Source organism: Actinomadura sp. NPDC048021 (assembly GCF_040653135.1).
In the GTDB taxonomy this organism is placed as follows: domain Bacteria; phylum Actinomycetota; class Actinomycetes; order Streptosporangiales; family Streptosporangiaceae; genus Spirillospora; species Spirillospora verrucosospora.
In genome coordinates, this window is the sequence record NZ_JBEZJQ010000004.1 from 106,842 (window position 1) to 131,849 (window position 25,008).

The 25,008-nt window shown below is 71.3% G+C and carries 26 protein-coding genes; 16 read left to right on the forward strand and 10 right to left on the reverse strand.

Annotation, left to right across the window (positions count from 1 at the left end; all coding sequences use genetic code 11):
- Positions 1-4: 4 nt before the first annotated feature.
- The 5 genes from AB0C87_RS08600 to AB0C87_RS08620 form a co-directional block, all read right to left on the reverse strand.
- On the reverse strand, positions 5-1,480 hold the full coding sequence (locus AB0C87_RS08600) for an SCO6880 family protein (protein WP_360576965.1): 1,476 nt from the start codon (positions 1,478-1,480) through the stop codon (positions 5-7).
- Positions 1,470-2,720 (reverse strand): hypothetical protein, encoded by a 1,251-nt coding sequence (locus AB0C87_RS08605; RefSeq protein ID WP_360576966.1) that lies wholly within the window; start codon positions 2,718-2,720, stop codon positions 1,470-1,472. The genes AB0C87_RS08600 and AB0C87_RS08605 overlap by 11 nt, the downstream gene beginning before the upstream one ends.
- A 131-nt stretch (positions 2,721-2,851) precedes the next feature.
- Positions 2,852-3,598: a hypothetical protein gene (locus tag AB0C87_RS08610; RefSeq protein ID WP_360576967.1), complete on the reverse strand. Its 747-nt coding sequence runs from the start codon at positions 3,596-3,598 to the stop codon at positions 2,852-2,854.
- A complete protein-coding gene (locus AB0C87_RS08615) occupies positions 3,595-3,900 on the reverse strand; it encodes a hypothetical protein (RefSeq protein ID WP_360576968.1) in 306 nt (101 codons plus the stop codon). Before AB0C87_RS08615 ends, AB0C87_RS08610 begins: the two co-directional genes overlap by 4 nt.
- Positions 3,897-4,331 (reverse strand): hypothetical protein, encoded by a 435-nt coding sequence (locus AB0C87_RS08620; protein ID WP_360576969.1) that lies wholly within the window; start codon positions 4,329-4,331, stop codon positions 3,897-3,899. The genes AB0C87_RS08615 and AB0C87_RS08620 overlap by 4 nt, the downstream gene beginning before the upstream one ends.
- A 241-nt stretch (positions 4,332-4,572) precedes the next feature.
- Here AB0C87_RS08620 and AB0C87_RS08625 point away from each other — a divergent pair, with 241 nt between their 5' ends.
- Positions 4,573-4,878, forward strand: coding sequence for a helix-turn-helix domain-containing protein (locus AB0C87_RS08625; RefSeq protein WP_360576970.1), 306 nt, complete (start codon positions 4,573-4,575; stop codon positions 4,876-4,878).
- A gap of 21 nt (positions 4,879-4,899) precedes the next feature.
- The gene (locus tag AB0C87_RS08630; protein ID WP_360576971.1) at positions 4,900-5,874 is read left to right on the forward strand and encodes an NlpC/P60 family protein; all 975 of its coding nucleotides are present in this window, start codon (positions 4,900-4,902) and stop codon (positions 5,872-5,874) included.
- A gap of 52 nt (positions 5,875-5,926) precedes the next feature.
- Here the strand turns inward: AB0C87_RS08630 and AB0C87_RS08635 are convergent, their stop codons facing one another.
- Positions 5,927-6,226, reverse strand: a complete 300-nt coding sequence (locus tag AB0C87_RS08635; RefSeq protein WP_360576972.1) for a hypothetical protein — start codon at positions 6,224-6,226, stop codon at positions 5,927-5,929.
- A gap of 1,248 nt (positions 6,227-7,474) precedes the next feature.
- On the opposite strand from AB0C87_RS08635, the gene AB0C87_RS08640 reads away from it, so the two are divergent.
- The 5 genes from AB0C87_RS08640 to AB0C87_RS08660 all read left to right on the forward strand — a co-directional run bounded on the left by AB0C87_RS08640 (position 7,475) and on the right by AB0C87_RS08660 (position 11,923).
- Positions 7,475-7,861, forward strand: coding sequence for a BlaI/MecI/CopY family transcriptional regulator (locus AB0C87_RS08640; protein WP_360576973.1), 387 nt, complete (start codon positions 7,475-7,477; stop codon positions 7,859-7,861).
- A gap of 182 nt (positions 7,862-8,043) precedes the next feature.
- Positions 8,044-9,837 carry a glycosyltransferase family 2 protein gene (locus AB0C87_RS08645; RefSeq protein WP_360576974.1) on the forward strand — a complete coding sequence of 598 codons (1,794 nt, stop codon included), beginning with the start codon at positions 8,044-8,046 and terminating at the stop codon, positions 9,835-9,837.
- A gap of 41 nt (positions 9,838-9,878) precedes the next feature.
- On the forward strand, positions 9,879-10,583 hold the full coding sequence (locus tag AB0C87_RS08650) for a DedA family protein (RefSeq protein ID WP_360576975.1): 705 nt from the start codon (positions 9,879-9,881) through the stop codon (positions 10,581-10,583).
- A 45-nt stretch (positions 10,584-10,628) separates the two neighbouring features.
- On the forward strand, positions 10,629-10,991 hold the full coding sequence (locus AB0C87_RS08655) for a BlaI/MecI/CopY family transcriptional regulator (RefSeq protein ID WP_360576976.1): 363 nt from the start codon (positions 10,629-10,631) through the stop codon (positions 10,989-10,991).
- Between the two features lie 5 nt (positions 10,992-10,996).
- The gene (locus AB0C87_RS08660) at positions 10,997-11,923 is read left to right on the forward strand and encodes a M56 family metallopeptidase (RefSeq protein ID WP_360576977.1); all 927 of its coding nucleotides are present in this window, start codon (positions 10,997-10,999) and stop codon (positions 11,921-11,923) included.
- 63 nt (positions 11,924-11,986) lie between these two features.
- Here the strand turns inward: AB0C87_RS08660 and AB0C87_RS08665 are convergent, their stop codons facing one another.
- Positions 11,987-12,358: a BlaI/MecI/CopY family transcriptional regulator gene (locus AB0C87_RS08665; RefSeq protein ID WP_360576978.1), complete on the reverse strand. Its 372-nt coding sequence runs from the start codon at positions 12,356-12,358 to the stop codon at positions 11,987-11,989.
- Between the two features lie 89 nt (positions 12,359-12,447).
- Between AB0C87_RS08665 and AB0C87_RS08670 the strand changes: the two genes are divergently transcribed.
- Together AB0C87_RS08670 and AB0C87_RS08675 are read left to right on the forward strand one after the other, a co-directional pair.
- Positions 12,448-13,074: a phosphatase PAP2 family protein gene (locus tag AB0C87_RS08670; protein ID WP_360576979.1), complete on the forward strand. Its 627-nt coding sequence runs from the start codon at positions 12,448-12,450 to the stop codon at positions 13,072-13,074.
- A 47-nt stretch (positions 13,075-13,121) separates the two neighbouring features.
- A complete protein-coding gene (locus tag AB0C87_RS08675; RefSeq protein ID WP_360576980.1) occupies positions 13,122-13,808 on the forward strand; it encodes a response regulator transcription factor in 687 nt (228 codons plus the stop codon).
- On the opposite strand, the gene AB0C87_RS08680 is transcribed toward AB0C87_RS08675, so the two are convergent.
- Positions 13,790-15,079 carry a HAMP domain-containing sensor histidine kinase gene (locus tag AB0C87_RS08680; protein WP_360576981.1) on the reverse strand — a complete coding sequence of 430 codons (1,290 nt, stop codon included), beginning with the start codon at positions 15,077-15,079 and terminating at the stop codon, positions 13,790-13,792. The two genes, AB0C87_RS08675 and AB0C87_RS08680, sit on opposite strands and share 19 nt — an antisense overlap.
- 291 nt (positions 15,080-15,370) lie before the next feature.
- Between AB0C87_RS08680 and AB0C87_RS08685 the strand changes: the two genes are divergently transcribed.
- The 5 genes from AB0C87_RS08685 to AB0C87_RS08705 all read left to right on the forward strand — a co-directional run bounded on the left by AB0C87_RS08685 (position 15,371) and on the right by AB0C87_RS08705 (position 20,596).
- On the forward strand, positions 15,371-16,018 hold the full coding sequence (locus AB0C87_RS08685; protein WP_360576982.1) for a hypothetical protein: 648 nt from the start codon (positions 15,371-15,373) through the stop codon (positions 16,016-16,018).
- A complete protein-coding gene (locus AB0C87_RS08690) occupies positions 16,015-16,683 on the forward strand; it encodes an ABC transporter ATP-binding protein (protein ID WP_360576983.1) in 669 nt (222 codons plus the stop codon). The genes AB0C87_RS08685 and AB0C87_RS08690 overlap by 4 nt, the downstream gene beginning before the upstream one ends.
- A complete protein-coding gene (locus AB0C87_RS08695) occupies positions 16,680-17,363 on the forward strand; it encodes an ABC transporter ATP-binding protein (protein WP_360576984.1) in 684 nt (227 codons plus the stop codon). The genes AB0C87_RS08690 and AB0C87_RS08695 overlap by 4 nt, the downstream gene beginning before the upstream one ends.
- Positions 17,351-20,083 (forward strand): FtsX-like permease family protein, encoded by a 2,733-nt coding sequence (locus AB0C87_RS08700; protein WP_360576985.1) that lies wholly within the window; start codon positions 17,351-17,353, stop codon positions 20,081-20,083. The genes AB0C87_RS08695 and AB0C87_RS08700 overlap by 13 nt, the downstream gene beginning before the upstream one ends.
- A 147-nt stretch (positions 20,084-20,230) precedes the next feature.
- Entirely contained in the window at positions 20,231-20,596 is a 366-nt protein-coding gene (locus AB0C87_RS08705) for a hypothetical protein (RefSeq protein WP_360576986.1), read from the forward strand.
- 26 nt (positions 20,597-20,622) lie between these two features.
- On the opposite strand, the gene AB0C87_RS08710 is transcribed toward AB0C87_RS08705, so the two are convergent.
- Positions 20,623-21,321 (reverse strand): ABC transporter permease, encoded by a 699-nt coding sequence (locus tag AB0C87_RS08710; protein ID WP_360577140.1) that lies wholly within the window; start codon positions 21,319-21,321, stop codon positions 20,623-20,625.
- Positions 21,322-21,928: 607 nt separating this feature from the next.
- On the opposite strand from AB0C87_RS08710, the gene AB0C87_RS08715 reads away from it, so the two are divergent.
- Complete coding sequence (locus AB0C87_RS08715) at positions 21,929-23,050, forward strand: YncE family protein (protein ID WP_360576987.1); 1,122 nt, start codon at positions 21,929-21,931, stop codon at positions 23,048-23,050.
- A 200-nt stretch (positions 23,051-23,250) separates the two neighbouring features.
- Here AB0C87_RS08715 and AB0C87_RS08720 read toward each other — a convergent pair whose 3' ends face one another.
- Positions 23,251-23,874 (reverse strand): DUF2817 domain-containing protein, encoded by a 624-nt coding sequence (locus AB0C87_RS08720; RefSeq protein ID WP_360576988.1) that lies wholly within the window; start codon positions 23,872-23,874, stop codon positions 23,251-23,253.
- A 383-nt stretch (positions 23,875-24,257) separates the two neighbouring features.
- Between AB0C87_RS08720 and AB0C87_RS08725 the strand changes: the two genes are divergently transcribed.
- A complete protein-coding gene (locus AB0C87_RS08725; RefSeq protein ID WP_360576989.1) occupies positions 24,258-25,004 on the forward strand; it encodes a phosphatase PAP2 family protein in 747 nt (248 codons plus the stop codon).
- Positions 25,005-25,008: the final 4 nt, after the last annotated feature.

Sequence of the window (25,008 nt, forward strand, 5' to 3'; positions counted from 1 at the left end):
CGGTTCAGTGCACGAGGCGGCGAGACAGCTCGGGTGGGCAGATTCCGCACGGCAGGGTGGTGGCGGATCCGGCGGCCTGGCTGCCCCACAGGCGGCGGAGCCGGATCTTGGCCGAGTCGGCCGACGCTTCCACGTGGGCTACAGCGCGTTGGAGCTGGCCGGGGTCGGTGACGGTGACGGTCGCATACATCGAGACCAGGCAGACCCCGGCGCCCATGGCCTCCTCGGCGGCGGCCTGGCGGGCGCGGGCGGCGTCCCAGCTGTCGCGCGCGGTCTCGTCGCGGCCGGTGCGGCGCCGGAACTGGGCGCGGAACGCCGCCGCATTGACTTCCTGTTGCAGGACGCGGCTCGCCGCCGCGGCGGGCAATGCCCGGTACTGCAGGGTGACGCGTTTGGGGAACGGGCCGGGCGCGACCAGCCTGGCCAGGACGTCGGAGCGCACGTTCTGGCGGGGTGGCTCGTGCCAGGCCCAGCTCACCGAGTGCCCGCCGTCATGCTCGTAGTGGGTGGTGTGCTCGGTCGCTACGACCGGTCCGGCATCAGCCCACGAAAGGATCTCTTCGGAGTTCGGGCGCGCGAGCAGCCGGTTCACCTCACCGCGCGCGTCGGGGTCGAAGGCGATCCGTACCGCCCCGGCGATCTCGGCTGCGGTGGCGCGCCCCAGGACGGACACGCCGCAGCCGCCGAGACGTGACGCCAGCCCGTCCAGCGTGCGGCCCAGTTCGGCGACCGCCTCGAACAGGTCCTTCGGGCCGACCGCGGACGCCTTGGGATCGAAGGTGATCGAGACGCGGGTGTCGACATCGGCGGCTGCGGCCGGGGCTGTGCGGACGAGTTCGCTCATGATGGTGCGGGCCGGTTCCGGTGCGGTGTCCACGACGGCGCGGTCGACGGCGTCGGCGAGGGTCGAGCCGGGCTCGGGTGCGGTGTCGACCGTCACGCTCACCCAGCGCACGGCGGGCATGTGCCCGAGCGCGGCGAGCCAGCCTCCCCAGGAGGCGACCCAGGTGTCGGCGTCGCTGCGGTCGGCCAGCCATGTCGAGGCGGGGACGACGCGCAGGGTGGCGGTCAGCAGACCGGCGCGGCGGTCCCACACGATCCCGTACCGGCCGCCGTAGCCGTCCTCGGCACTGAGCAGCGTCAGCGGCGCGAGAACGCCCGGGAGTTGGAACGCGCGCGGGTGGTCGATGACGACACCGGCTCGGTAGCGGGTGTGGCCGCGCCACACGCCCCAACGCCAGCGGCACCGCGCCAGAACGAGACGCGCCAGGGGCACGCCACCGACCCGGACCAGGCTCAGCGCGCCACCGATGAACGCGGGCGGGAGCAGGTAGACCAGCAGCGGCGGAGCGGTGGCCGCGACCAGCACGAGCAGCATCGCGGTGCCGAGCGCGATGAAGGTCGAGGTGGTGTCCAGGCCGAGCAGGCCGATGCCCTGGCGGCGTCGCCAGCCACCGTAGGTGCGGATGTCATGCTCCACCGCCGCCACCCCCTTCCCCGGCGGCGCCGGTCGGTCCGTCCAGACCGCCGTTGCCAACCCAGCGGATGGCGTCCTGACCGCGACGACGTTCACGGTCGGCCGCGCGGATGCCGGTAGGACCGACCGGTTCGCCGTGGCCGCCGTCCGGTGGAGCCCACCCGTGACCGTCCTGCGCAGGCTGGCCCGCCTCGGGAGAACCGGTTCCTTCGGGGGAGCTGGAATCGGAAGAGCCATGGCCGAGACCGCCGGCCGGTGCCGATGTGTCATGGGGGTGACCGGGCGGGGAAGACGGCTGGTCGGCAGAGTCGGCGGTGGACGGTGGCTGCGCTGGGGGACTTTGGTCGCCGAGCTGCTGGTCGAGGTAGTCGGCGTGCTCGCCTGCCGAGTCCGACCGTCCGCCCGATGCCCCCAGGGCACCGTAGGCGCGCAACGCGCCCAACGCGGTCGCGCTGCCCATCAGCGCGCCGAGGATCCCGCCGCCGGTGCTCGATTCGGTGCCGCCGGTCGTCCAGGTGAAGAACTTCAGCAGTACAGGGAAGGCGATCAGGCTGATCAGCATCATCGTGAACCCCATCAGGATCACGCGCATGTCCTTGCCCTTGCCGACGAGCGTGAACGCCGTCGCGTACACCGCTGCCGCTGCGGGCTTGTAAAAGATCAGCGCGAGCATCCAGCCGGCCACACGGGTGAACCACGACCGAGTCGAGGTGGTGATCATGCCTGCGGCCGCCAGCGGCAGCAGCCCGGCCAAAATGACCAGCGCCGCTCCGCGGAACAGCAGCAGGATCGCCTGGATGATGCCGATGATCAGCGCGATCAGGCAGAGGATGAGCACGAGCGCGGCGGGCGTCCCACTCGGCATCATCACGATCTGGGTCATTCGCTTGGCGAAGTCACCCTGTGAGGACGCGTTCAGCACCCAGCCCGACCATTGATCGCCCCACTTCAGCAGCAGGTTCGGAAGGACGGTGCCGATCACGGTGACCGTCGCGAGCACGACCAGGCCGCGTCCGGCGTCGATCAGCGGAACCGCCTTGCGCGACAGCGCCATGCGCGCGGCGACCGCCAGCAACGCCAGTGCCGCGACCGCGATCGTCAGGGGCTGGACCAGGAGTTGCAGGTATCTGATCGCCGGCTCGCCCTCCAGGTCGGGGGAGGGGGTCTTAACCCACCAGGCGGCGGTGTTGGAGATCAGCCAGCCGACCGCCGACTGGAACGACTTGGCAGCCTCATCCAGCATGTGCCCGCCGACCATGGCAGGGATGTCCGGTACCCCGGGCAGAGATGGGACCCCTCCGCTGTGGCCGTCGTTATCGACCGGCTGGACGCAGGCCGGGTCCATGACCGGTGAGCACGGATCGAATGGAAACATCAGGCGCCCCCGCTCGGGAAGCGGACGTAGCCGTCCGGCGAATCGACGGGGGCCGCTGTTCCGACCCATGTCCCACCCGGGGGAGCCAGGAGACGCCAGTCACCGTCCTGCCACTGGAGTTGGAACCGGGCCACGGCACGGGCCGTCACATCGCTGTCGCCCGGCCCCGCCGACACCAGATCCAGGCTCGCCGCCTCGGGCGAATAGCCCTGCCAACGGAACGCTTCCAGCACGACATATCCGCGGCTGAGCATGGCACCATCGGGCCGGTCGCCCCTCAAACGCTCGTAGGCCCTGCGTGTCGCATCAAGCAGGGCGCTGGCATCGGGGTCGGTGACCTGCCGCTCGATGGTCGGACCGAACACTCTGCTGCCCCACTGCACGTTGGCCCGCACCGCGATATGGATCGCGGCCAGCAAGGCCCCGCGCGGCGACCTGGCGAACCCCGAAGCCAGATCGCCGGCAGTGTCGTGTGGCCCGTCCCCAGCGGAGTAGGGCAGGAGAACGCCGTGGTAGTCCCGCCACGACACACCGCCGAAGGAGACCTGCGGCGCGCTGACCATCTGCCCGGCCCGCGCCGTCGTTTGAACGATCACCGGAGTGGTCGTGGGAGACGTCCTGAAGACCGGAGGCGCCAGAAGCCCGACAAGTACTCCGCCGCCGATCACCGACGCCGCGATGACCGGGCCGCGGCGCCACCACGCGGCGCCATCCGACCGCTTCGTCTCGTCCTTCGCCCGGGTCATTTGAAGAACACCTCGACGATCGGAGCTGCCGTTGCCGCCAGGCTCAGCCCGCCCAGCACCCACGGGATGCCGGTAGCTCCGTCGGCGGCGAACGTGGACCGGTTCTTGCGGCCGATGGCCATCTGGCCCGCGCAGATGAACAGGCCGGCGACGCCGCAGATCAGCACGCCCCACTTACCCCACGACAGCAGCGTCGCCATCTTGCTATCCAGCCCAGGCGGGGGAGCCGGGGGCGGATCGGGCACATCGACATCCGCGCCTACAAGTGGGAACGCGGTGAGCAGGGACGAGATCAGAGTCATGGCTGCTCCTCGCTGACCAGGCGCCGGATCTCAGCGAGGGCCTGGTGCACCTTGCCCGGCAGGGCGACCGTCGATGGGTCCTCGACGAGCCGCAAAGTCCGCACATGCGGGACACGCACCACGCCACCGACCCGCGCTGTCAGCAGCCCGTACCGGGCGGTCGCGTCGCGCGACTCCGGGCCGCCGTCGCTGACGATCGCCAGCACGGCCACGCGCTCGCCCCATTCATGCAGCGCACCGATCGCGGCGGTGGCGTGCGTGGCCGCCACCGCAGTGTTGCGCGCGGCCAGCACCACCGGACGGCCCTTGGCCTGAAGCGGTGCCCGATCCAGATCCAGCAGTTGGCCGATCGAGCCCATGTCCCACGCCGCGGGCAGCAGCGCGGCCAGCGTGGAGGTCCCGGCGCCGCCGTGCGCGCTGGCAACGACCACGTCAAGGACCTCTGCCGGCCGCTCGGCCGGCCTTGGTCCGGTTTGTCGAAGACTCACCCGCGTACCCCCGAATCAATGCGCTGGGTTGTTGATCGCTCACAGTACGTGGCAGAATTATGGAGCGCAAGCAACGTCAAACAGTTTCTTCGAGAACCAACCGGCCTCAAGAACGTGCTTCCGCAGCGCCCGTCCACCACACTGGAGAGGACGATCTGTGACCGCCGAACCAGGAGCCCCCGCGATGACCGAGACACCCGGCCGCGACCCCGACGTCCTCACCACCGCCGAACTCGCGACCAAACTCGGCCTCTCGCCCCAGACCGTCCGCCGGATGGCCAACGCAGGGCAGATCCCCGCCCTCAAGACCGGCAAGGACTTCCGCTATTCCTGGCAAGCGGTCCGCGAGGTGCTGCGGCAGCCCCACTCTCCGGGGGAGACCGCACATGAGCCACCCGAACCCAAGAGGGGCGCCGGATACCGCGCCCAACGCCGCGCCCGCACCGGCGCCCAGAACCAGACCACCCAGGAGCAAGTCGGCTTGGAGTAGAACACCCTGGAGGCCGGCGCGGTGAAAGCCGCCGCCACCGCATGCGCCGCCGCCCTCGCCCTTCCGTTGGCTCTGGTCATCCTGCTCGCCGGCCACAACTCCGCCGCAGGAACCGGCTCAGAGCTGGCAGGCGCGCCCACCGCCGAAGCCGAACGCGACATCCCACCGGCCTACCTGCGCTGGTACCTCGACGCCGCTACAACCTGCCCCGGCCTGCCCTGGAACGTCCTGGCAGCCATCGGCAAGATCGAATCCGACCACGGCCGCTCCACCGCACCCGGCGTCCACTCCGGCCAGAACACCGCCGGAGCCGGCGGCCCCATGCAGTTCCTCGCCGCCACCTGGGCCGCCTACGGCATCGACGGCGACCACGACGGCCGCAAAGACCGCTACAACCCCGCCGACGCCATCCACGGCGCCGCCCACTACCTGTGCGCCAACGGCGCCGGAAAAGGCGGCAAGCACCTCTACCAGGCCATCTGGCAGTACAACCACGCCGACTGGTACGTCCGCAAAGTCCTCGCCCAAGCCGCCCGCTACGCCGCCCTCACCGCCACCGGACGCGGCGCGGTGGCCGTCCGCGCCGCCCTGCGCTGGCTCGGCACCCCCTACTCCTGGGGCGGCGGCGGGCCCGCCGGCCCCACCTACGGCACCGCCCAAGGAGCCGGCATCAAAGGCTTCGACTGCTCAGGTCTCACCCAGTACGCGTGGGCCCAGGCCAGCATCCGCCTACCCCGAGTCGCCGCCGACCAGTACAACGCCGGAACCCACATCCCCCGGCCTCAACTCCAGCCCGGCGACCTGCTCTTCTTCGCCACCAACCCCCGCAACCCCGCCACGATCCACCACGTCGGCATCTACTACGGCCGCGGCCGCATGATCCACGCCCCCCACACCGGCGACGTCGTCCGCATCTCCCAATTCACCGGCAACCCCCAACGCGAACGCCAATACATCGGCGCCATCCGCCCCGCAGCCCACACGGCGGAAGCCTGACCGGAGGCCTGCGCATGCACCAGTCACGCCAGCTTGGCTACCGTCCACACCCTCAGGACTGCCCTTGCGACAACAGGCCCGCGACCAACTCTGCGCGATGCTGCTGGACCCAGTGATGTGCGGCTTGCACCTCGTCGATGGCGCCACCCTGGCGAAGACGGATCATCGCCAGGTCGCCGGCTTGAGCGGCGGCTGCGATGCCGCGCCAGCAGCGGTCCTGCCACCACAAGATCACATCGACCAGCTCGCTGCGATCGGCCAGTCCATAGGCATCGCAGATCAACCGCGCTCGCCGAGCCGCCGCTGCGACATCGGCGACGCCGGGACCAAGCCCCAGGTACTGCCAGCACACGTGCGCGACATCATGGACCCGCCGCCCAGGGGCGGCCAGGTCTCAATCGATGAAGGCCGCCGGCCGCATCCCCGCACCCGAGTCCCGGTGGGCGTCACGCACAGGGTGCGGCCTTCCCGGCGGCGACGGCGCATTTGACATCGGCTGAGGCTTTGCAGACCAGCTCACTCACAAGGACCAAGAACTCCCGGACCTGGAGGTCGACGTATGCAACCGCTGATAACGCCGAACTCGCCGAACTCCCCACCGTGGTCGACATCAACACCGCCGCCCGAGCCCTCAGCCTCTCCCGCACCAATGCCTACCAACTCGCCAAACAGGACCAGTTCCCCTGCAAGATCCTCCGCATCGGCACCTGCTACCGCGTCCCCACTGCAGCTCTACAAGCCCTTCTCAGCTCCGACTCATCGGAGCACTGCTCCTGCCGGTCGCCTTGAGGAGGCAGCAAAGGCGGTCGAGCGCTGGGGGTGTAGACCGACCGGCTCTGAGGAAGATGGCCGGTGATGACGGTCCGGCCCGCTGGGCGGACGTGAGCACTTGCCGTCCGGGGCCGGGTCTGCGGATCCGGCCCCTCGGCCGAGCGGCGCTGGAGTTGGGCGACGCGCCTGGTACCTGCGGCTGCGGAGGGCTGGAGGCCTGATAGCTCGGCGTGGCTCGGTTGAACACGGGGGAGAGGTCCCGCCGACGGTTCTCGGGTTTTCTGGTCCTGTGTGAACCGTCCGGATGCCGGGGGAGGCGGCCGGGTTCGCTAACGAACGGCTAACAAACGATCAAGAGGCCGATTCTCCGTGGTGGAGAAACGGCCTCTGAGCTGGTGCTTCTTGTGGGGCCGGCGGGATTTGAACCACGACCTTTTGACCCCCAGTCCGATCGCGCGCTGACGATCGCGACCCACCTGCTCCTGATCGCTGCGCTCCCGCAGTTCTTCGACTGCGCGCAGAACATCGGCGTCGGCCTCTGAACGACACCAGGGGCGGATCCCGGATCACCCTGATCGGCTACTGGGCCGTCGGCCTGCCCGCCGCCGTGCTCTTGGCCAGCGTCCTCGATCTGGAGACCACGGGGATCTGGCTCGGCCTGCTCCTCGGCCTTGCCGCCACCCGTACTCCTGTTAACCCGCTACACGCGATCCCTCACGCCCACGTCGCCGTCGAGCCGGGCCACGCGGTGGATGGCCACTGACCTGGCCTGATGGACGCCGGGAGCCAGTGGCTCCTACCATCGGCGTAGTAGCCGAACGGAGGAGCGGTGAGCGCGGACGAGGCAGAGCGCCGGCCTGCCGGGATGCTGGAAGACGCGGTGCTGGCCGTCCTGTGGGCCAGGCGGCGGCCGATGAGCCCCGCCGATGTCCGGGCCCTTCTCGACGGCTCACCCGCCTACACGACCGTGATGACCACGCTGGCTCGCCTGGTGCGCAAAAACCTCGCCACCCGCGAACGCGTAGGGCGCGGGTACGTGTACTCCGCTCGCGTCGACGAGGCCGGCCACACCGCCGCCGCCATGCACGAATTGCTGGGCCGGCGCAGTGACCGCGCCGCCGTGCTCGCCCGGTTCGTGGCCGAGATGTCCCCTGGGGACGAGGCGCTGCTGCAGCGCCTGCTGCGCGACACCGGCTCCGGCGCCGAGACCTCCTGACCGCCCCCGGGTGCACCTGACCGCCCTCGCCCTTCACGGCGAGGGCGGGCCCGCCGTCCTGTCGGCGCTGTGCGGGCGCCCGGGGAACGGTCGCCGCACCCCGCGCTTACGTTTCGCTAACCGACCAACTTCTACTATCGCGATAGTAGATCGTTGGCCATGGAAGAGGGCGGTGGAACCGTTTGCGCTCGGAAACCGATCTGACCGTGGTCGTGATCGCCCACAACGACGCGCGGCGGCTTCCACGCGCGGTCCGCTCGGTGCTGGCCCAGTCGCTCGCACGGGTGGAGGTCGTCATCGTCGACGACGGCAGCACCGATTCCACGCCGCAGGTCGCGGCGTCCATGGCGGCGGCCGACCCTGATCGGGTGCGCGCCTACCTGCTCAGAGAGAACTCCGGCGGATGCGGCGCACCTCGCAATTTCGGGCTTCAGGTCGCGCGTGGCCGCTACGTGATGTTCCTCGACAGCGACGACACCCTCCCGCCTCACGCCTGCGACATCTTGAGGGCGGCCGCCGAGGAGAGCGGCGCCGACCTGGTCGCCGGGCGGTGCGTGCGGGTCCTCCCGGGGCGTGAGAAGGACTGGTGCCCGTGGCTGTACCAGGAGCCGGGAGTGTTCAACGGTCTCCTGGAGCAGCCGGACCTGCTGCACGACACGCTGGCGACGAACAAGTGCTATCGGCGCGACTTCCTCGATCGCGCGAAGCTGCGGTTCGCTGAGCGCCTGCACTACGAGGACCTGCTGTTCAGCGCGCAGGCCTATCTCGCCGCGGATCGCATCGCGGTCGTCCCGGACCGGGTCTACAACTGGCTGGTGGAGCCGCGCACCGGACGGCCGTCGATCAGCAACAGGCGCGCCGAGCCGCGGAACTTCGCCGACCGGCTGGAAGTCCACCGGCGGATCGACGCGGCGTTGCGCGCTCATGGCGCCGCCGAACTGGCGTGCCGCAAGGACGCCAAGTTCATCGATCATGACCTGCTGCTCTACCTGCGCGAACTGCGCAGCCGCACCCCCGCCCACCGGGAGTTGTTCACCGACCTGGCCCGGCCCTACCTCGCCGAGATGGACGACGAGGGGTTCCTGGCCGCCGGCCGGATCCCCGCGATCGCGGCGCTGATGATCCGGGAGGGCGACGTCGAGGCCGCCATGGCCGCCGTCGACCTGGAGCCCAGGAGCGGCGTTCCGGTGCTGTCCATCGAGCCGGCCGAACGAGACGGGCGCGTCTATTGGTCAGACGCCCATATCGGCACCGAACTGGGCCATGCCGTGCTGGACGTCACCGACCTGGGTCTGCGGACACTGCCGCCCGAAGCGCTTCATCTGGGCGGCAGTGTGACCACGATGCGGCAGGAGGGCGACTACCTGCGCGTCACGGGCACCGTGGTGAACCCGCTTGGGCGAATCGGACCCGACGCGGAACTGAGCGCGACCCTGGAGTTCCGCGACCGTCGCCGCCCGAGCCGGGTGTTCGGTGTCGAGGTGGCCGTCTGGCGCCGAGAACGCGACGGCCGGATCACCTGGGAGGCGGTGCTCGCGCCGTCCCGGTCGATCCGCCCCGTCGGACTGGTCGATCAGACCTGGGCAATGGGCCTGCGCTTGCGGGCCGGCGATACGGCCCACACGGTGCGCCTCGCCTCGCAGGGGACCGCTCACTGCGGCCTCGCCGTCCCCATCCGACCGCGGCTGACCCGGGCCCTCGGCGACCACCTGGAGCCCTTCATCGCGGGGAACGGCGAGCTCGCGCTGCGCATTGTGGCCCGGCGATGGCCGGCACGCACGGTGTTGTCCGGGCTCCGCCTCGCGGCGCGGACGGGCCCGGTGCGCGCGATCCGCGACCGGCGGGCGAGGCGTCGACGCTCCCGGGCCGGGAATGACGGGCGGACGTCGTCGAGCGGCCCAGCTCGCCCCTCGGACGGGGCGGTCGGCGGTCCGAGGGAACCGCGGACGGCCCACAGAACATCTACAAAGATGTAGATTTTGGACCGGGCCGAGTCGGACCGGGAGACGGAGGAGTGATGATCGAAGCCGTGGGGGCCCTGCCGGCGGCCGTGAATCCGCTGGACGCCGGATCGCTGCTGGCGGCCTTCGGGACGGTCGGGATCGCCGTGGTGCTGTTCGCCGAGACGGGTCTGCTCGTCGGGTTCTTCCTGCCAGGCGACTCGCTTCTGTTCACCGCGGGGTTGTTGTGCACGGCCGGGACCCATGGCGACTCCCGGCTGTCGCTGCCCTGGGTGCTGTGCGCCGCCGCGGCCGGGGCGATCCTCGGGGCGCAGTGCGGATTCGTTCTCGGACGCCGTGGAGGGCGCGTGCTGCTCGCCCGGTCACGGAATCGGCATCTGCTGGCTGGCATCGCGCGAGCCGAGGAACTGCTGGGGCGTTACGGGCATGCCAAGGCCATCGTGCTGGCACGGTTCGTTCCCGTCGTGCGGACCGTCCTCAACCCCCTCGCCGGCGCCCTGGACGTGCCCGCACGGGTGTTCACCCTGTGGCAGGTCACCGGCGGACTGGTGTGGAGCGTCGGGTTGGTGCTGGCGGGCTACCTGCTCGGTTCCTCGATCCCCAGCATCGACACCTATCTCCTGCCCGCGGTCGGGGTCATCGTGGTGCTCTCGCTGCTTCCGGTCGGCATCGAGGTGCTGAGGGCCCGGCGGCGGGCTGCGCGGGCCCGCCGGGTCGCCCGTGCGAGCGGTGGCCGGCGGGGCGAGGACCCGATGCCGTGACACACTGGTCGGCGGGGACGGTGCGGGACTCGGCGAGGAGGCGCCATGGCCGGCGGAAGACGCGAGGCAGGCGCGCTGGAGTCAGCGATCATGAACGTGCTGCAGGGCGCCGGTGACGCACTGACCGCCGCCGAGGTGCGGCGGCGGCTGGACGAGCGACTCGCCTATTCGACCGTGGTGACGATCCTGTCTCGCATGCACGACAAGGGCCTGCTCGTCCGCACCAAGGCCGGCCGCGCGTTCCGATACGCGCCGGTGAGCGATGAGCCGGGGCTCGCGGCGCACCGCATGCACCAGGTCATGAACGGGCGCCCCGACCGGGAGGCGGTGCTGGTCCGATTCGTCGAGGCCCTGTCCGGCGAGGACGAGCGGCGCGTGCGCGAACTGCTTGAGGGCCGTGAAACGTGATGGACGTGGACGGTTTGCTGCCCTTGGTCGTCCCGGCCGTCCTGGGGGGTGCCGCGCGGCCGCTTTCGGGGTGGCTGCCGCCCCGCACGGCCACCTGGCTGCTGACCGTGACCGGTGCGGTCCTGGCCCTGGCCAGCACGGCCACGCTGGCCGTCATCGCGCTCGGCGGGGCGCTGCGGCTACCGCCTATCGCCAGGTTGGGTCACATGTCAGAGCACGTCCTGCGGCACGGTGCCCAGACGAGTGCCTCCGCGGCGGCTCTCGCCGCCGCCGTGCTTGTCACGTCGCTGGGCATGGCTCTGCACGCCGCCGTGACGCAGGCCCGTGCGCTGCTGGACGCCTCACGGGCCGCGCGGGGGCTCCCTGGTGAGGGCGTGCTGGCCATCGTCGAGGACGAGGCCGCCGACGCGTTCGCTCTGGCCGGGCGTCCGGGCCGTATCGTGGTCTCCACCGGCATGCTGGCGGCCCTGGAGCCCGCCGAGCGGAAGGTCCTGTTCGCTCACGAGCACGCTCACCTGGCCGGGCGGCACCATCTGTTCAGGTTGGCCGCGCACGTCACCGCCGCGGCCAACCCGCTGCTGTGGCCGCTGCGGGGCTCCGTGGTCTACGCGACCGAGCGGTGGGCGGACGAAGCCGCGGCCGCGGGCACCGATCGGGAGCGGACCGCGCGGGCGATCGGGAAGGCGGCCCTGGCCCGCAGCCGCCGCCCCGGGGTGGGCGGTGGGTCAGCGCTCGGCATCGGCTCCGTCCTCGACCGGGGGCGGCGCCCGGGGCCTCTGCCCCGTAGGGTCGCCGCGCTGCTCGCGCCTCCGGTGCCTCGCCGGGGCCTGCTCGTCGCCGTCATGGTGGCCCTGGTCGCCTGGTCGGTCCTGGCGGCGAACGACGGGGCGATCGACCTGCACCAGCTCATCGAACACGCGCAGGCGGGTTAGGGCGGACCCGCACGTCGGGGCGGAGCACGGTCCGACGTCTGCCGCCCCGGCCGTGGAGTCGCCTCAGCGGCCAGGCGGTCGGAGGAGGGAACGCAGGAGCCGTTCGTCGTCGGCGTCGAGGTCGGAGACGAAACGCGCCAGGACGCCTGGCCGGTCGGTGCCGCTCTCGTCCAGCTCCTTGAGCATCCGCCGGGCCGTCAGCGCGGCCGGATCTTCCATGGCGGGGCTGTAGGCGTAGGTGCGCCCGGAACGCGAACGACGCAGGACGCCCTTGGCGTGCAGCCGGGACAGGATGGTGGTGATGGTCGTCCGGGCCAGTCCTCCGCCCACTGCGGCCCGGACGTCGCGCGCGGTCATCGGCTCGGCGGCGGCCCAGAGGACGTCGAGGACCGCGGCTTCGAGTCCGCCCGCGGGGCGGCGCACTTGGGAGGTCACGAACCGAGTCTGCCACACGGTCGTCTACAGTTCTGTAGACGACTACATTGCTGTAGACGAAGACTTCGTGAACAGGATCGGACACCTCGATGAGCCCTGTCATGTCCCTGCTCGGACCCGACTCTCCCGATGCGGGCCTGTACACCGAGATCACCGGGCTGGCCCGGAACAGCCCGGACATCCTGGACGACATGGTCGCTGTCTACTCGGCGGTCGGGCTGGCGCTGTTCGCTGTCGCCATGGCCGCGGCCTGGTGGCTGGCCCGCCGCGCCGACTGCGGCACCATGGCGCGGGCGCTGGCGGCCCCTCTGGTGGTGGTCGCGGCCTACGGAGTGAACACCATGGTCAAAGGGCTCGTTCACGAGACCCGGCCCTGCCGCGCCATCCCGGGCAGCTTCGCGCTGGAGAACTGCCCGCCGGCGAGTGACTGGTCGTTTCCCAGCAATCACGCCGTCATCGCCTTCGCGGCGGCCACCGCGCTGTGGGCGGTCAATCGGTGGCTCGGTGCGGCGGGGATGGCGGCGGCCGTCGTGATGGCGGCTTCGCGGGTGTGGGTGGGAGTTCACTATCCGCACGACGTCGCCGCCGGCGCGGTCGTGGGCCTCGTGCTCGCCGCGCCGCTCACGGCCGCCGCCGCAAGGACCTCTCCGCTCGTGGAGCGCGCCCGCGCGGGACGGTTGCGCTCCTTGTTGTCGGCGCGTCCCGCCACCGGATGAGCAACACCGGACGGGCCCTCGGCGGGCACGCGTCTACCATGGGGAACGTGGCCGCCCAGCTGCTGATCGTCGAGGACGACCCGGTCATCGGGACCGAACTGGCCGAGGCGCTCACGGGCCACGGCTACGGCGTCGTCCTGGCGTCCAACGCCCAGGAGGGCCTCGATGCCGCGGGAACGCGCGCGCCGGACCTGATCCTGCTCGACCTCGGATTGCCGGACATGGACGGCCCGGCCCTGTGCAGGCGGCTCCGCGGCTCTGTGCCAGGAGTCATCATTGTGGTCCTGACGGCCCGCACCTCGGAACTCGACGTGATCGTCGCTCTCGACGCGGGCGCCGACGACTACCTCACCAAGCCGTTCCGGCTCACCGAGCTGCTGGCCCGGCTGCGTGCTCACCTGCGCCGCCAGCGGGTCCTTCCGGACGACACGGCCATCCACGTGGGCCGACTGCGGCTGGACCTGGCGGCCCGGCGCGCCTTCCTCGACGGGGTTGAACTGGACCTGCGCCCCAAGGAGTTCGATCTGCTGGCCGTCCTGGCGTCCCGGGCCGGCACGGTGGTGAGCCGCGAGCAGCTGATGGACGAGGTCTGGGACGTCAACTGGTTCGGCTCCACCAAGACGCTGGACGTGCATGTCTCAGCGCTTCGGCGCAAGCTCGGCGTCCTCGGCGAGAATCCCGGCCCCATCACCACCATTCGCGGACGCGGCTACCGCTACGAGCCCGACGCCTGAGCCGGCGGGCCGGCGGGCTCGGCGGTGTCGGGCAGCAGCAGAGTGAACACCGGTGGGCGTGCGCTGCGCAGCACCAGCCGGCCTCCCTCGGCCTCGGCGAGGGAGCGGGCCAGGGCGAGCCCGATCCCGTGCCCGGCACGGGGGGCCTCGGTGCCGCCCGGGTGGGTGCGACGGCGGGCGAAGACATCGGGAGCGTCGTCGGCGATCCCCGGCCCCTCGTCGGTCACCTCGACGGCCAGTCCGCCGCCGGCGTCGGCGACCAGGACGGTGACCTTGCCGCGGCCGTGCTCCAGAGCGTTGCCGATCAGGACGTCCATGATCTGCGCCACCGCCGCGGGCGCCGCACGGACGGCGGGCAGCGGATCCTGACGCTCGATGTCCAGCGGGCGTCCCCGCGACGCCAGCGGACCGTGCCAGCGAAGACGGAGCTCCTCCAGCAGCGCCGGCACGTCCAGCGGACGGCGTTCGGGCCCGCTGTCACGGGCCAGGTCGAGCAGTTCGTCGATGATGCCCTGGAGATGGCGGCCCCGCTCGACCGCCGTGGCGACGGCGGCGGACAGGTCCGCGCCGGGCCGTTCCAGCGCGGACTCCAGCCCGAGGAGCAGACCGGTGAGCGGTGTCCGCAACTGATGGGACACGTCCGCGCTGAAGGCGCGTTCGCGTTCCAGGACCGCGCCGAGCCGCTGGGCGGTCGTCGTGAGAGCCCGGCCGGCGGCGTCGGCCTCCCGTAGGCCCGAAGGCGTGGTCTGGACGCTGAAGTCGCCGCCGCCGAGCCGGCGGGCCGCGTCGGTCAGGCGTTCCAGCGGCATGGCCAGCCGCCGTGCGAGGTAACGGGCCAGCAGCGCGGCGCAGCCGATGACGAGTATGGCGAGCCCGGCCATCGCCAGCAGGGTCCGCTCGACCCGGTCGGTGGTCAGCACGTAGGGAGCGCTGACCCGGACGATCGCCGAGACGCCCTCGTCGGAGGGGACCGGGGCCGAGACCGCCATCTGGCCGGACTCGATCCGGTCGTGGACGCGCCCGTCGCCCCCCTGCACGGCGAGCAGGGAACGGGCAGGCCCGGCCCCGTTCAACCGGGAGCCGTCGAGCTTGTAGAGGCCCACCGTGAGATGCGGCGAAAGCCCTGCGGGCCGGTGCAACGCCCGGGGATCGCGGGTGATGTCGTCGGGGACCGCGGCCGCGATCCGGGTGGCGTCACGCTCCAGCCCGGTGACCGTCTCGTCCCGGTAGAGCCGCTGGACGGCCACGGCCAGCGGGAGTGCGAATAGCACGATCGCCAGGGCCGTCACTCCGACGATCGCAATCAGGACCTGCCGGCGCAATGGCCGGCCCTGTGCACCGTCACCCGAATCGTCCACGAGCGCCAGCCTGCCACCAGCAAGGTAAGCAGAACCCTAAACCGGTCGTCCCGGCCGACCCGCGTCGATGCAAGGCAAGCGGTTCTGTGAGGCCGCGCTTGTTCCGCGTTAACCCTGGTTAGTCGGCCGCTCACCCGCCCGTTCCTAGCGTGTTGGCACATGTCCCGGTCAGAGCCGGATCGGCGCTGAGGTGAGGAGCGATGGATGCGAGTGAAGAGCATGCTGGCGGCCGGTGCCCTGATGGCCGCCGCGGCCGCCGCGGCCGGCGGCTGCGGGAGCGGCGCGTCGTCATCGAGGACGGCGCCGCCAGCCACGTCCGGGCACGCGCCCGCGACCGGCGGGTCCGCGGCACCCGCCCCGGTGGAGACCGAGTCCAACCCACCCGGCGACATCCCGGACAACACCGCGTACGTGCCCTTCCGGCCGGCCGGCGGCGGGTACGAGGTCAAGGTGCCCGAAGGCTGGGCGCGGACCGGCCTGCCCACCGGCGCGGTCTTCACCGACAAACTCAACTCGGTTCGGGTCGAGGTCGTGCCCGCGTCCACCGCCCCCACCGCGCAGAGCGCGCGCGCCGGCGAGGCCCCGAAGATCGGGGCGGCCAAGATGACCGTCGTGAAGGCCGAGAGCCTCCAGCGCAACGGCGGCACCGCCGTCCGGCTGGTCTACCGCTTCGACAGCGCACCGGACCCGGTGACGGGAAAGGTCGTTCGCGACGAGGCCGAGCGGTACGAATTCTTCAAGGCCGGTCACCAAGGCGGCCGGGAGGCCGTGCTCACCCTGTCCGGGCCGGTGGGCGCCGACAACGTCGACCCGTGGCGCACGGTGTCGAATTCGTTCCGGTGGCTGCCATGACCGCGTCCGCGCCGCCGCTGGAAGCCGACGAGATCTACCGGTTCTACCGGGCAGGGGACGAGGAGACCAGGGCGCTGCGAGGCATCAGTCTGGCTGTAGCGGCGGGTGAGTTCGTCGCCGTGACGGGGCCTTCCGGTTCAGGCAAGTCCACCCTGCTGGCCTGCCTGGGAGGGCTGGACGAGCCCGACGGCGGCACCGTGCGCGTCGGAGGTGTCCGCATCAGTCACCGCCCCCAGGTCGAGCGGACGGCGCTGCGCGCACATCTGATCGGAATGTTGTTCCAGTCGGGGAACATGCTGGAGCATCTGACCGTCCGTGCCAATGTCGACCTAGTCCAGCGGTTGGCCGGACGTCCCGACCCCGCGTGGCGGAACACGCTGCTGGACGAGCTGGGGCTGGCGGACAGGGACCGGGCGCGTCCGGCTCAGCTGTCCGGCGGGGAGTCGGCCCGCGCGGGCCTGGCGGTGGCACTGGCCAACCGGCCCGCGGTACTGCTGGCCGACGAGCCCACCGGCGAACTGGACCGGCGGACCGAGCGGCGGGTCCTCGACCTGCTGCGCGACCGCGCCGCACAGGGCACCGCCGTGGTCGTGGCCTCCCACAGCCCGGCCGTCGCCGCGGCCGCGGACCGGACGCTCACCCTCGACGAGGGGCGCCCATCATGACCGGCTCCCACGAGCACCTCGTCCGCCTCCACGACGTGGCCCGCACCTACGGGCGCGGTCCCGGCGCCGTCGTGGCCGTGCACGGGGTGACCTGCACGCTCGGCCGGGCGGACCGTATCGCGATCACCGGCGCCTCTGGTTCGGGCAAGTCCACCCTGCTGCACCTGATCAGTAGCCTGGACGAACCCACCACCGGCCGGATCGAATGGCCCGGTCTGGGCGGTCGGCCCTTCGGCCGGCCGGGCGTCGTCGGCATGGTCTTCCAGGGCCCGAGCCTGGTCGCCCCGCTGCACGTGCTGGGCAACGTCGCGCTGCCACTGGTTCTGGCGGGCGTTGCGGAGGGGGAGGCGCGTAACCGTGCGGGGCGGGCACTGGCCGCTGTCGGCCTGCCCGACCTGTCGATGCGGCTGCCCGAGGAACTGTCCGGCGGGCAGGCCCAGCGGGTCGCCGTCGCACGCGTCCTCGCCACCCGCCCGGCGCTGATCGTCGCCGACGAGCCGACCGCGCAGCTCGGCTCCGCGCACGCCGCCCAGGTGATCGACCTGCTGATGAAGGCGGCGGACGACCTGGACGCCGGGCTCGTCGTGGCGACCCACGATCCGCACATGGCCGAACGGCTTCCGCTCCGCTGGCGGATGGCCGACGGCACACTCATGGAAGGAGAGCCATGCTCGTCCTGATGTGGCTGCGCGGGCTGCTCGCCCGTCGCGGCGCACGCATGGTCATGATCGCCACGGGGATCGCCGTCGCTGTGGCGCTGCTGGCCTCGCTCGGCGCCTTCCTGGCGTCCGCGAAGTCCAGCATGACGCGGCGTTCGGCCGACCGGATCGCGGTGGACTGGCAGGTCGAGTTGCAGGGTGCGGCGGTGCCCGATCTGAAGACCATGGACCCGCGCGTCACCACTGCTCTGCCCGTCGGGTTCGCCGCGACAACGGGACTGCAGACACGAGCCCAGGCCGGCCAGGTCCTCAACACCGGCCCCGGCCAGATCCTGGGGCTGCCGACCGGATACTCCGCGGCCTTTCCAGGAGAGCTGCGGACGCTGGCGGGACGCCCGGACGGAGTGCTGCTCGCCCAGCAGACCGCCGCCAACTTGCATGCGGTCCCCGGTTCGACCATCACGATCCACCGAGCCGGGCTCCCCGACGCCAGGGTCAAGGTCGACGGAGTCGCCGAGCTTCCCGAGGCCGACTCCCTCTTCCAGAAGGTGGGCGCACCCGTGGGCGCCCAGCCACAGGCCCCTCCTGACAACGTGGTCCTGCTGCCTGCCGCCACCTGGCACCGGCTGTTCGACAACGCCGCCCGCGCCCAGCCCCACACCCAGGTTCACGTGCGGTTGCGGCACGACCTCCCCGCCGACCCGGCGGCCGCCTACGTCCAGGACACCGGCGCTGCCCGCAATCTCGAGCAGCGGCTGGCCGGTACCGGACTGGTCGGCGACAACCTGGGCGCCGCGCTCGGCGCCGCCCGCGAGGACGCGGCCTACGCGCAGATGCTCTTCCTGTTCCTCGGCGTGCCCGGCGCGGTGCTGGCGGCGATGCTCACCGCACTGGTCGCCGCCTCCGGTGCCCCGCGGCGGCGGGCCGAACAGGCGCTGCTGAGGACGAGGGGAGCGTCCCGCCGCGCCCTGTTCGCCCTCGCGCTCGCCGAGGCGGGCGTCGTGGGCGTGACCGGTGCCGTCTTGGGCCTGGCGTTGGCCGCGCTCACCGGACGCCTCGCCTTCGGCGCCACCGGGTTCGGCACTTCGACCGGCACGACCGTGCTCTGGGGCGCGACCGCGGCCGCGGTCGGGTTGCTCATCGCCGCGCTGACCGTCGTGCTGCCCGCCGCGCGCGACGCCCGAACGGTCGGGGTCGTCACCGCCCGCCGGGCCGTCGGCCTGGCCCGGCGCGATCCGGCCTGGCTGCGGTACGGGCTCGACCTGTGGCTGCTGGCGGCGTCCGGACTCGTCTTCTGGCTCACCGGCCGCAACAACTATTCCATCGTGCTGGTGCCGGAGGGTCTGCCCACGATCTCCGTCAGCTACTGGGCGTTCGCCGGCCCGGCGCTGCTCTGGCTCGGCGGGGGCCTGCTGGCGTGGCGAGCCGTCCACATGCTGCTCGCCCCGAGCAGGCAGGCCGTATTCGGCCTCGACGAGGACCACTCCGGCGAGGATGCGGGGGGAGGCGGGGGAGAGCAGGAGCCGCTGCGGCGGCGTCTGGTCACCCGCCTGGTACGCCCGGTCGCCGGGCCGCTGTCGGGCACCGTCACCGCCACCCTGGGCGGGCAGCGCACCCTGCTCGCCCGCACCGTCGCACTGGCCGCGCTGGCCGTGGTCTTCGCCGCGTCGACGGCCGTGTTCGACGCCACCTACCGGCAGCAGGCCGCCGTCGACGCCGAGCTCACCAACGGCGCCGAGGTGACCGTTACCGAATCGCCCGGCGCCTACGTGCCGCCCGGGCAGGAGAAGGCGATCGCCGCGGCGCCGGGAGTCTCCACGGTCGAGCCGCTGCAGCACCGCTTCGCCTATGTCGGCTCGGATCTGCAGGACCTGTACGGCGTGCGGACCTCGACCATCGCGCGCACCACCCACCTGCAGGACGCCTATTTCACCGGCGGGACCGCCCGCGACATGATCGGCCGACTGGCCCAGCGCCCCGACGCCGTGCTGGTCAGCCAGGAGACTGCGCACGACTTCCAACTGCATCCGGGCGACCTGCTGCGGCTGCGGCTCCAGGATGGCCGGACCAAGCAGTACCGCACGGTAGCGTTCCACTACGCGGGAGTCGCCAAGGAGTTCCCGACCGCGCCGCGTGACAGCTTCCTGGTCGCCAACGCCGACTACATCGCGCGGCAGACCGGAACCGACACCGTGGGCGCCTTCCTCGTCGGAACCCGCGGCGGGGCATCACCCCCGGCCGTGGCGGCCGCGCTCCGCTCCCGGCTCGGTCCGCAGGCGCAGATCACCGATCTGCACACCACCCGCAAGGTCATCGGCTTTAGCCTGACCGCCGTCGACCTGGGCGGCCTCACCCGCATCGAGCTCGGCTACGCCCTGGCCCTGGTCACCTTCGCCACCGGCATGCTGCTGGCGCTCGGCTTCACCGAACGCCGCCGCACCTTCGCCCTCGTCCGCGCCCTGGGCGCCCGGCCCCGTCAGCTCGGTGCCTTCGTCTGGGCCGAGGTCGCGTTGATCCTGGCCGGTGCGGCGGCGTTCGGCGCACTCATCGGCTGGACGCTGACCCGCATGCTCGTCAAGGTCCTGACCGGCGTCTTCGACCCGCCACCCGACCATCTCACCGTCCCCTGGACGTATCTGGCCGTGGTCGCCGCGACCGCCCTCGCCGTCATGGCCGTTGCGGCTCTGGTCACACTGCGCGCCGCTCGCCGTCCACCGCTCACCGTCCTGCGCGACCTGTGACGGCGCCGACCATCAATCCGGGGACGAGGCCACAGGAGGGAGGCACCCGCATGGCGGACGCGGCACACCCGGGCCGCTCGGGGCGCGGCGCCCAGTGCTCACCCTCGCCTCGACCCTGCGATCCTGCTGGGCCTGGCGGCGGCGGCCGTGGTCGTCGTGATCGGCTTTGCGCACCGGTCCGTGGTCGACGCCGGTGGGGAGAGCCTCGCCGCCGCCGACTTCGAGTGGCTGGTCATGGCCGCCGCCGGAATCGCGCTGATGTGGGTGGCGGGGCCTTCGCGCAACTCGGCGCCATGCCGCTCCTGCCCCCGCCCCGCCAGGCTCAACGGCCAGTCCAGCCTGCGCGCTTTCGCGATGATCCTGCCCGTGCACTACTGGCAGGACTGGGCCGACCTGTTCACCCCAGCCGGAACCGCCCGCCTCGGCACCGGAATCGCGCTCCAGATCGCCACGATCGCCTTGCCCGCTGGCATCGCCGTCCTGTGGCTCTGGCGGCGCGACCCCGCCGCATGACACCGTCGGCCGTTGGGCGCGGCCCCTCACCGGTCGATGATGAGGCCGCGTGCGACCAGCTCAAGTGTGAGGAAGGCCGCGGTCGCCTCGATGGCCAGCAGTGCGATCAGGACGAACAACTGCACCGCTCCCGCGGCGACCGGGGACGCGCCGCCCAGCATCATGCCGACGAACGCGCCGGGCAGGGTGACCAGCCCGACGGTGCGCGTCTGGTCGATGGCGGGGACGAGAGCCGTCGCGGCCTTGTCGCGGGCGATGAGCAGACGCGCGTCACGATCGAGAAGGCCTAGCGACAGCGCGGCCTCGACCTCGCCGGAACGCTGGGCGAGTTCGTCCAGTGCGCGGCGGCCGGCCAGGTAGGTGGCGGTGAGGGCGCCGCCGATGAGGATGCCGGCGATGGGGATCACGCTGATGCCCTTGGGCGGCAGCAGGCCCGCGGCCAGCAGCAGGGCTAGGACGGGAGCGACGCCCGCGCCGATGGGCAGGGACGCCCACCACCAGCTCGGCCCCTTGGTGAGCCGGCGGCCGCTGGTGCGCACCGCGACCGCGTACATGAGGATCACGAACAGGGCGACGAGCGGAATGTGCCGGACGACCGCGCCGATGACCAGCGAGACGGCCGCGAGTTGGACGGCGGCGCGCAGCCCGGCCAGCAGGACGGCACGGGCGTGCCCGAGGCGGCCGAAATGGCAGACCGCCACGGCCGCCGCCAGCAGGACCGCCATGGCCACGCCAAGGATGAGATTGACGGGAAGCAGGCTTGTCCCAGTCGAAACCGCCCGCACATGCTGGGTCATTCGCGCAGCGTACGACCACACGGTGCGCGTGGGGCCTGCCGGCGGCACCCTACGGCCCAACCGATCAGCGGACAGTCTGTTCACCGCAGTGAGGGTCAGGTGGAGCTCCGCCTCGTCCGAAATGCGGAGAGGCAGGCTCAGAGTCCTCCCGCTTCTTGCGGCTTCCGCTGCGGCGGTCGACCCTGCCGGGATGCGGCCAAGGTAGGATACAGATTGTGGCGACTCGGAGACTCACTGTACTCGCGGGCGTCGCTGGCCTCGTCGGCGCGGGGGTTTGCGCAACGTGTGGTGGGCCGTTTGACCGTGGCATGGCGCAGGGGCGGGGTTCTGGCTCCCAGCCCACCACGACGACACCATCTGGACGGCCCTGGGCGGGGAAGATCTTTCGTGGCTCGCTGGTCGCCCGTGCATTGGCCCTGAGGTTCCACGGCATGCATCTCGGCCAGACTGGAACGGTCGAGGTGTTGGCGGCGGTTCTGGACGGCCTGCGTCGGCGTGGGCTTCGGGCGGTGACCGTCTCTGACCTGGTCCGAACATGAAGCGCCGGTGGGCACTGGCCGTGACCGCCGGGCTGCTCGCGGGGTGCTCGTCATCTGGGCATCCGCATGGCGCTGATCCCCGGCAGCTCACGAGTCACGCTGTTGCCGGCCCGCTGACGTCGCCGACGGACCTCTACGAGCACGACCGGCCCGGCATGCTCAGCCCGCAGGTGCGAGACCTGCCGGCACGCGTGTACGTGCCCAATTCGCAGAGCGACGACGTGATCGTGCTAGATCAGAAGACGTTCAAGCAGGTCGCGCGGTTTCGGGTCGGCCGCAAGCCGCAGCATGTCGTCCCGTCCTGGGACATGCGGACGCTGTGGGTCAACGACAACGACTCCAACGACCTGATCCCCATCGACCCGCGGACTGGTGAACCCGGCAAGCCCGTCCCTGTCGACGACCCCTACAACATGTACTTCACGCCGGACGGCCGGTTCGCGATCATCATGGCGGAGCGGCTGCAGCGCATCGACTTCCGGGACGCCCACTCGATGCGGCTGCGCAAGCACGTGGACGTGCCGTGCCGCGGCCCCAACCATGCCGACTTCTCGGCCTCGGGAGACTTCTTCCTCACCGCGTGTGAGTTCTCCGGCGAAGTGCTGCGCGTCGACACCCGTGGTCAGAGGGTCACCGGCGTGCTCAAGCTGGCTAAGGGCGCGATGCCACAGGACGTGAAGACCTCTCCCGACGGCCAGACGTTCTACATCGCTGACATGGCCTCCAACGGCGTCTGGACGATCGACGCGTCGACGTTCCGCGTGACCGGCTTCATCCATACCGGCAAGGGCGCACACGGGCTGTACGTGAGCCGTGACTCGACCACCCTCTACGTCACCAACCGGGCTGAAGGCTCCATCTCCCTGATCTCGTTCAAGACGGCGCGGGTAGCGCGGCGATGGCGGCTGCCCGGTGGCGGCTCGCCCGACATGGGTGGGGTGTCGGCCGACGGGCAGGTGCTGTGGCTGTCGGGTCGCTACCACAGCGAGGTGTACGCGATCTCTACGGTCACAGGCCGGTTGATTCGCCGCATCCGTGTCGGTGACGGCCCGCACGGTCTGTGCGTGTTTCCGCAGCCTGGCCGCTACTCCCTTGGCCACACCGGCGTTTTCCGCTGAAACACGGAGGTCCGCTCTTCCCTTGTCGGCCGGATCGATCATGTGCGCGCTGATCGAACTGCTCGCCGTCGACCGGGCCGCGGCCGTGAGGACGGTCACCGCTGGGGCGTCCTGGCCGGGCTCATCCTCGGCTCTGCGGCCGACGCGGCCATCACCTGCGCAGAAGCGTGACCGTAGCCGCGTTTCCGGGGTGCTGGCGGTCAGGGGCTGGCGATCCGGCGGAGGGCGTCGGCGTATCGGCGGACCGCCTGCGCCGGGAGCCGCCCGGCGGGGAGCTCGACCACGAACGCGCTGTCGCGGACGACGGTGTTCTCCCAGCCGGTGATGCTTCCTGGGAAGTTGGTGAGCGTGCGCAGCGGGAGCCCGACGTCGCGGGCGAAGCGCCGCTTGATGTCCTTGGGTCCTTCAGAGTCATCGACGACGGCCAAGTGCTGGTGGAACCAGATGCCGATGGTCGGGCGGATCCGCCGGATGAGGTCGGCGGCGTACCGCGACTCCGGCTCCGAGAGCGGCCGGGGGCCGGAGTAGTGAACTGAGCCGCGCGAGTCGATCGGTCGCCACCCGGCTGGGAAGTTGCGGTTGAGGTCGACGCCGTGCGCGTTTCCCCGCGTCCGGGCCGCCATCCCGTCCGGGTTGAACGAGGGGACCACCCACAAGTTCATGTTCGCCGGCCTGGTTCCGGCGGCCAGTGCATGTGCCACCGGCACGCCGGCCTGCTCGTCGCCGTGCACGCAACCGACGACCAGCACTCGTCGAGCCGCGCGCGGGTTCCCCAGCTCGATCGCGACGATCGGGCGTCCCTGGACGGAGTTGCCCAGTGGCACCGTCCTGCGGACCCCATATGTCGCCGCCGACCGACCGGCCTTTCCAGGCTTGCTGCACGCCGCCGAGAGGATCAGAGAGCCAAGAAGGACAACTCCAACGCCGCGCAAGATCGTCGGCCGTCGACCCGCCATGATGTGTCCCCCTAGACACGTGCCTCGGCTGATCTGGGGGAATTGACACCCAGATACCCAAGTCACGAATAGTGACACATTCAATACATGGAGTAGTATTGGGTGACACGCTGCTCTGTCAACAGCGGCTCGTGCCCGTGGGCAGGATGGGTGAGGGGAGGCTCGTTTGTTCGATCGCGCTGTAACTGCGCAAGAGTCGACGCGCCACGGCGCCCGCCGGCGCTCACGATGGCATTGAGAGGTGATCGGTGATGGGATGGCACACGCGCACGACGGCCGTCCACCGCACTCCCACCGTGCTCGCCTTGCTCGCTTTTGGATGCGCTATTGGGTTGACGGCCCTCACCGTCGATGTCACCGCCGGTGAGGCGGGCCAGTGGGACGCGCCGGTGCATGCCTGGTTCCTCGGGCATCGTCTCGGGCCGGTGACCGTGTTGATGGAGGCTGTGACCTGGCTGGGGTCGACGGCGGTGCTGATACCGCTGTTCGTCGTCGTCGGGGTGTACCTGGTCTGGAGCAGGCGTGAATGGGGCATCACCCTGTTCGTCTGGGTGGCACTCGCCGGAAGTGTGGTCCTCGGCGAGGTCGGCAAAGTGCTGTTGGCAAGGCTGCGTCCGCCCGTGCCGGACATGATCGTTCGCGTGGGTGGGTTCTCGTTCCCGTCCGGACACAGTGTCCAGGCGATGACCTGTTGGACGTTGCTGGCCGTCCTCGCCGCGACCGCCGGCACGCTGCGGCGACGGACCCGCGTGGTCTTCGCTTGGATCAGCGCGGCGATCATCGTACTGGTCGGATTGTCGCGGCTCTACCTGGGAGTCCATTGGCTCAGCGACGTCATCGGCGGTTTCCTGCTCGGCGCCGTGTGGCTGTTGCTCCTGCTCACCGTTCGAGGATGGCGTGGACGGCTCGGGCCCCCGGCGCCGCGCACCATCGTCCTGGTCGAGGGCGACGACCTCTGGCAGGACGAGGAGGTATGGGAAGACATCGACGACTCCTGACGAG

Bases quoted from the DNA above. Each gene is read 5' to 3' on its own strand.
- AB0C87_RS08650 (WP_360576975.1), top strand. From the start codon at position 9,879: ATGATCGAAGCCGTGGGGGCCCTGCCGGCGGCCGTGAATCCGCTGGAC.
- AB0C87_RS08695 (WP_360576984.1), top strand. From the start codon at position 16,680: ATGACCGGCTCCCACGAGCACCTCGTCCGCCTCCACGACGTGGCCCGC.
- AB0C87_RS08685 (WP_360576982.1), top strand. From the start codon at position 15,371: ATGCGAGTGAAGAGCATGCTGGCGGCCGGTGCCCTGATGGCCGCCGCG.
- AB0C87_RS08605 (WP_360576966.1), bottom strand. From the start codon at position 2,720: ATGCTGGATGAGGCTGCCAAGTCGTTCCAGTCGGCGGTCGGCTGGCTG.
- AB0C87_RS08690 (WP_360576983.1), top strand. From the start codon at position 16,015: ATGACCGCGTCCGCGCCGCCGCTGGAAGCCGACGAGATCTACCGGTTC.
- AB0C87_RS08670 (WP_360576979.1), top strand. From the start codon at position 12,448: ATGAGCCCTGTCATGTCCCTGCTCGGACCCGACTCTCCCGATGCGGGC.
- AB0C87_RS08610 (WP_360576967.1), bottom strand. From the start codon at position 3,598: ATGACCCGGGCGAAGGACGAGACGAAGCGGTCGGATGGCGCCGCGTGG.
- AB0C87_RS08625 (WP_360576970.1), top strand. From the start codon at position 4,573: ATGACCGAGACACCCGGCCGCGACCCCGACGTCCTCACCACCGCCGAA.
- AB0C87_RS08715 (WP_360576987.1), top strand. From the start codon at position 21,929: ATGAAGCGCCGGTGGGCACTGGCCGTGACCGCCGGGCTGCTCGCGGGG.
- AB0C87_RS08615 (WP_360576968.1), bottom strand. From the start codon at position 3,900: ATGACTCTGATCTCGTCCCTGCTCACCGCGTTCCCACTTGTAGGCGCG.
- AB0C87_RS08700 (WP_360576985.1), top strand. From the start codon at position 17,351: ATGCTCGTCCTGATGTGGCTGCGCGGGCTGCTCGCCCGTCGCGGCGCA.
- AB0C87_RS08655 (WP_360576976.1), top strand. From the start codon at position 10,629: ATGGCCGGCGGAAGACGCGAGGCAGGCGCGCTGGAGTCAGCGATCATG.
- AB0C87_RS08725 (WP_360576989.1), top strand. From the start codon at position 24,258: ATGGGATGGCACACGCGCACGACGGCCGTCCACCGCACTCCCACCGTG.
- AB0C87_RS08710 (WP_360577140.1), bottom strand. From the start codon at position 21,321: ATGGCGGTCCTGCTGGCGGCGGCCGTGGCGGTCTGCCATTTCGGCCGC.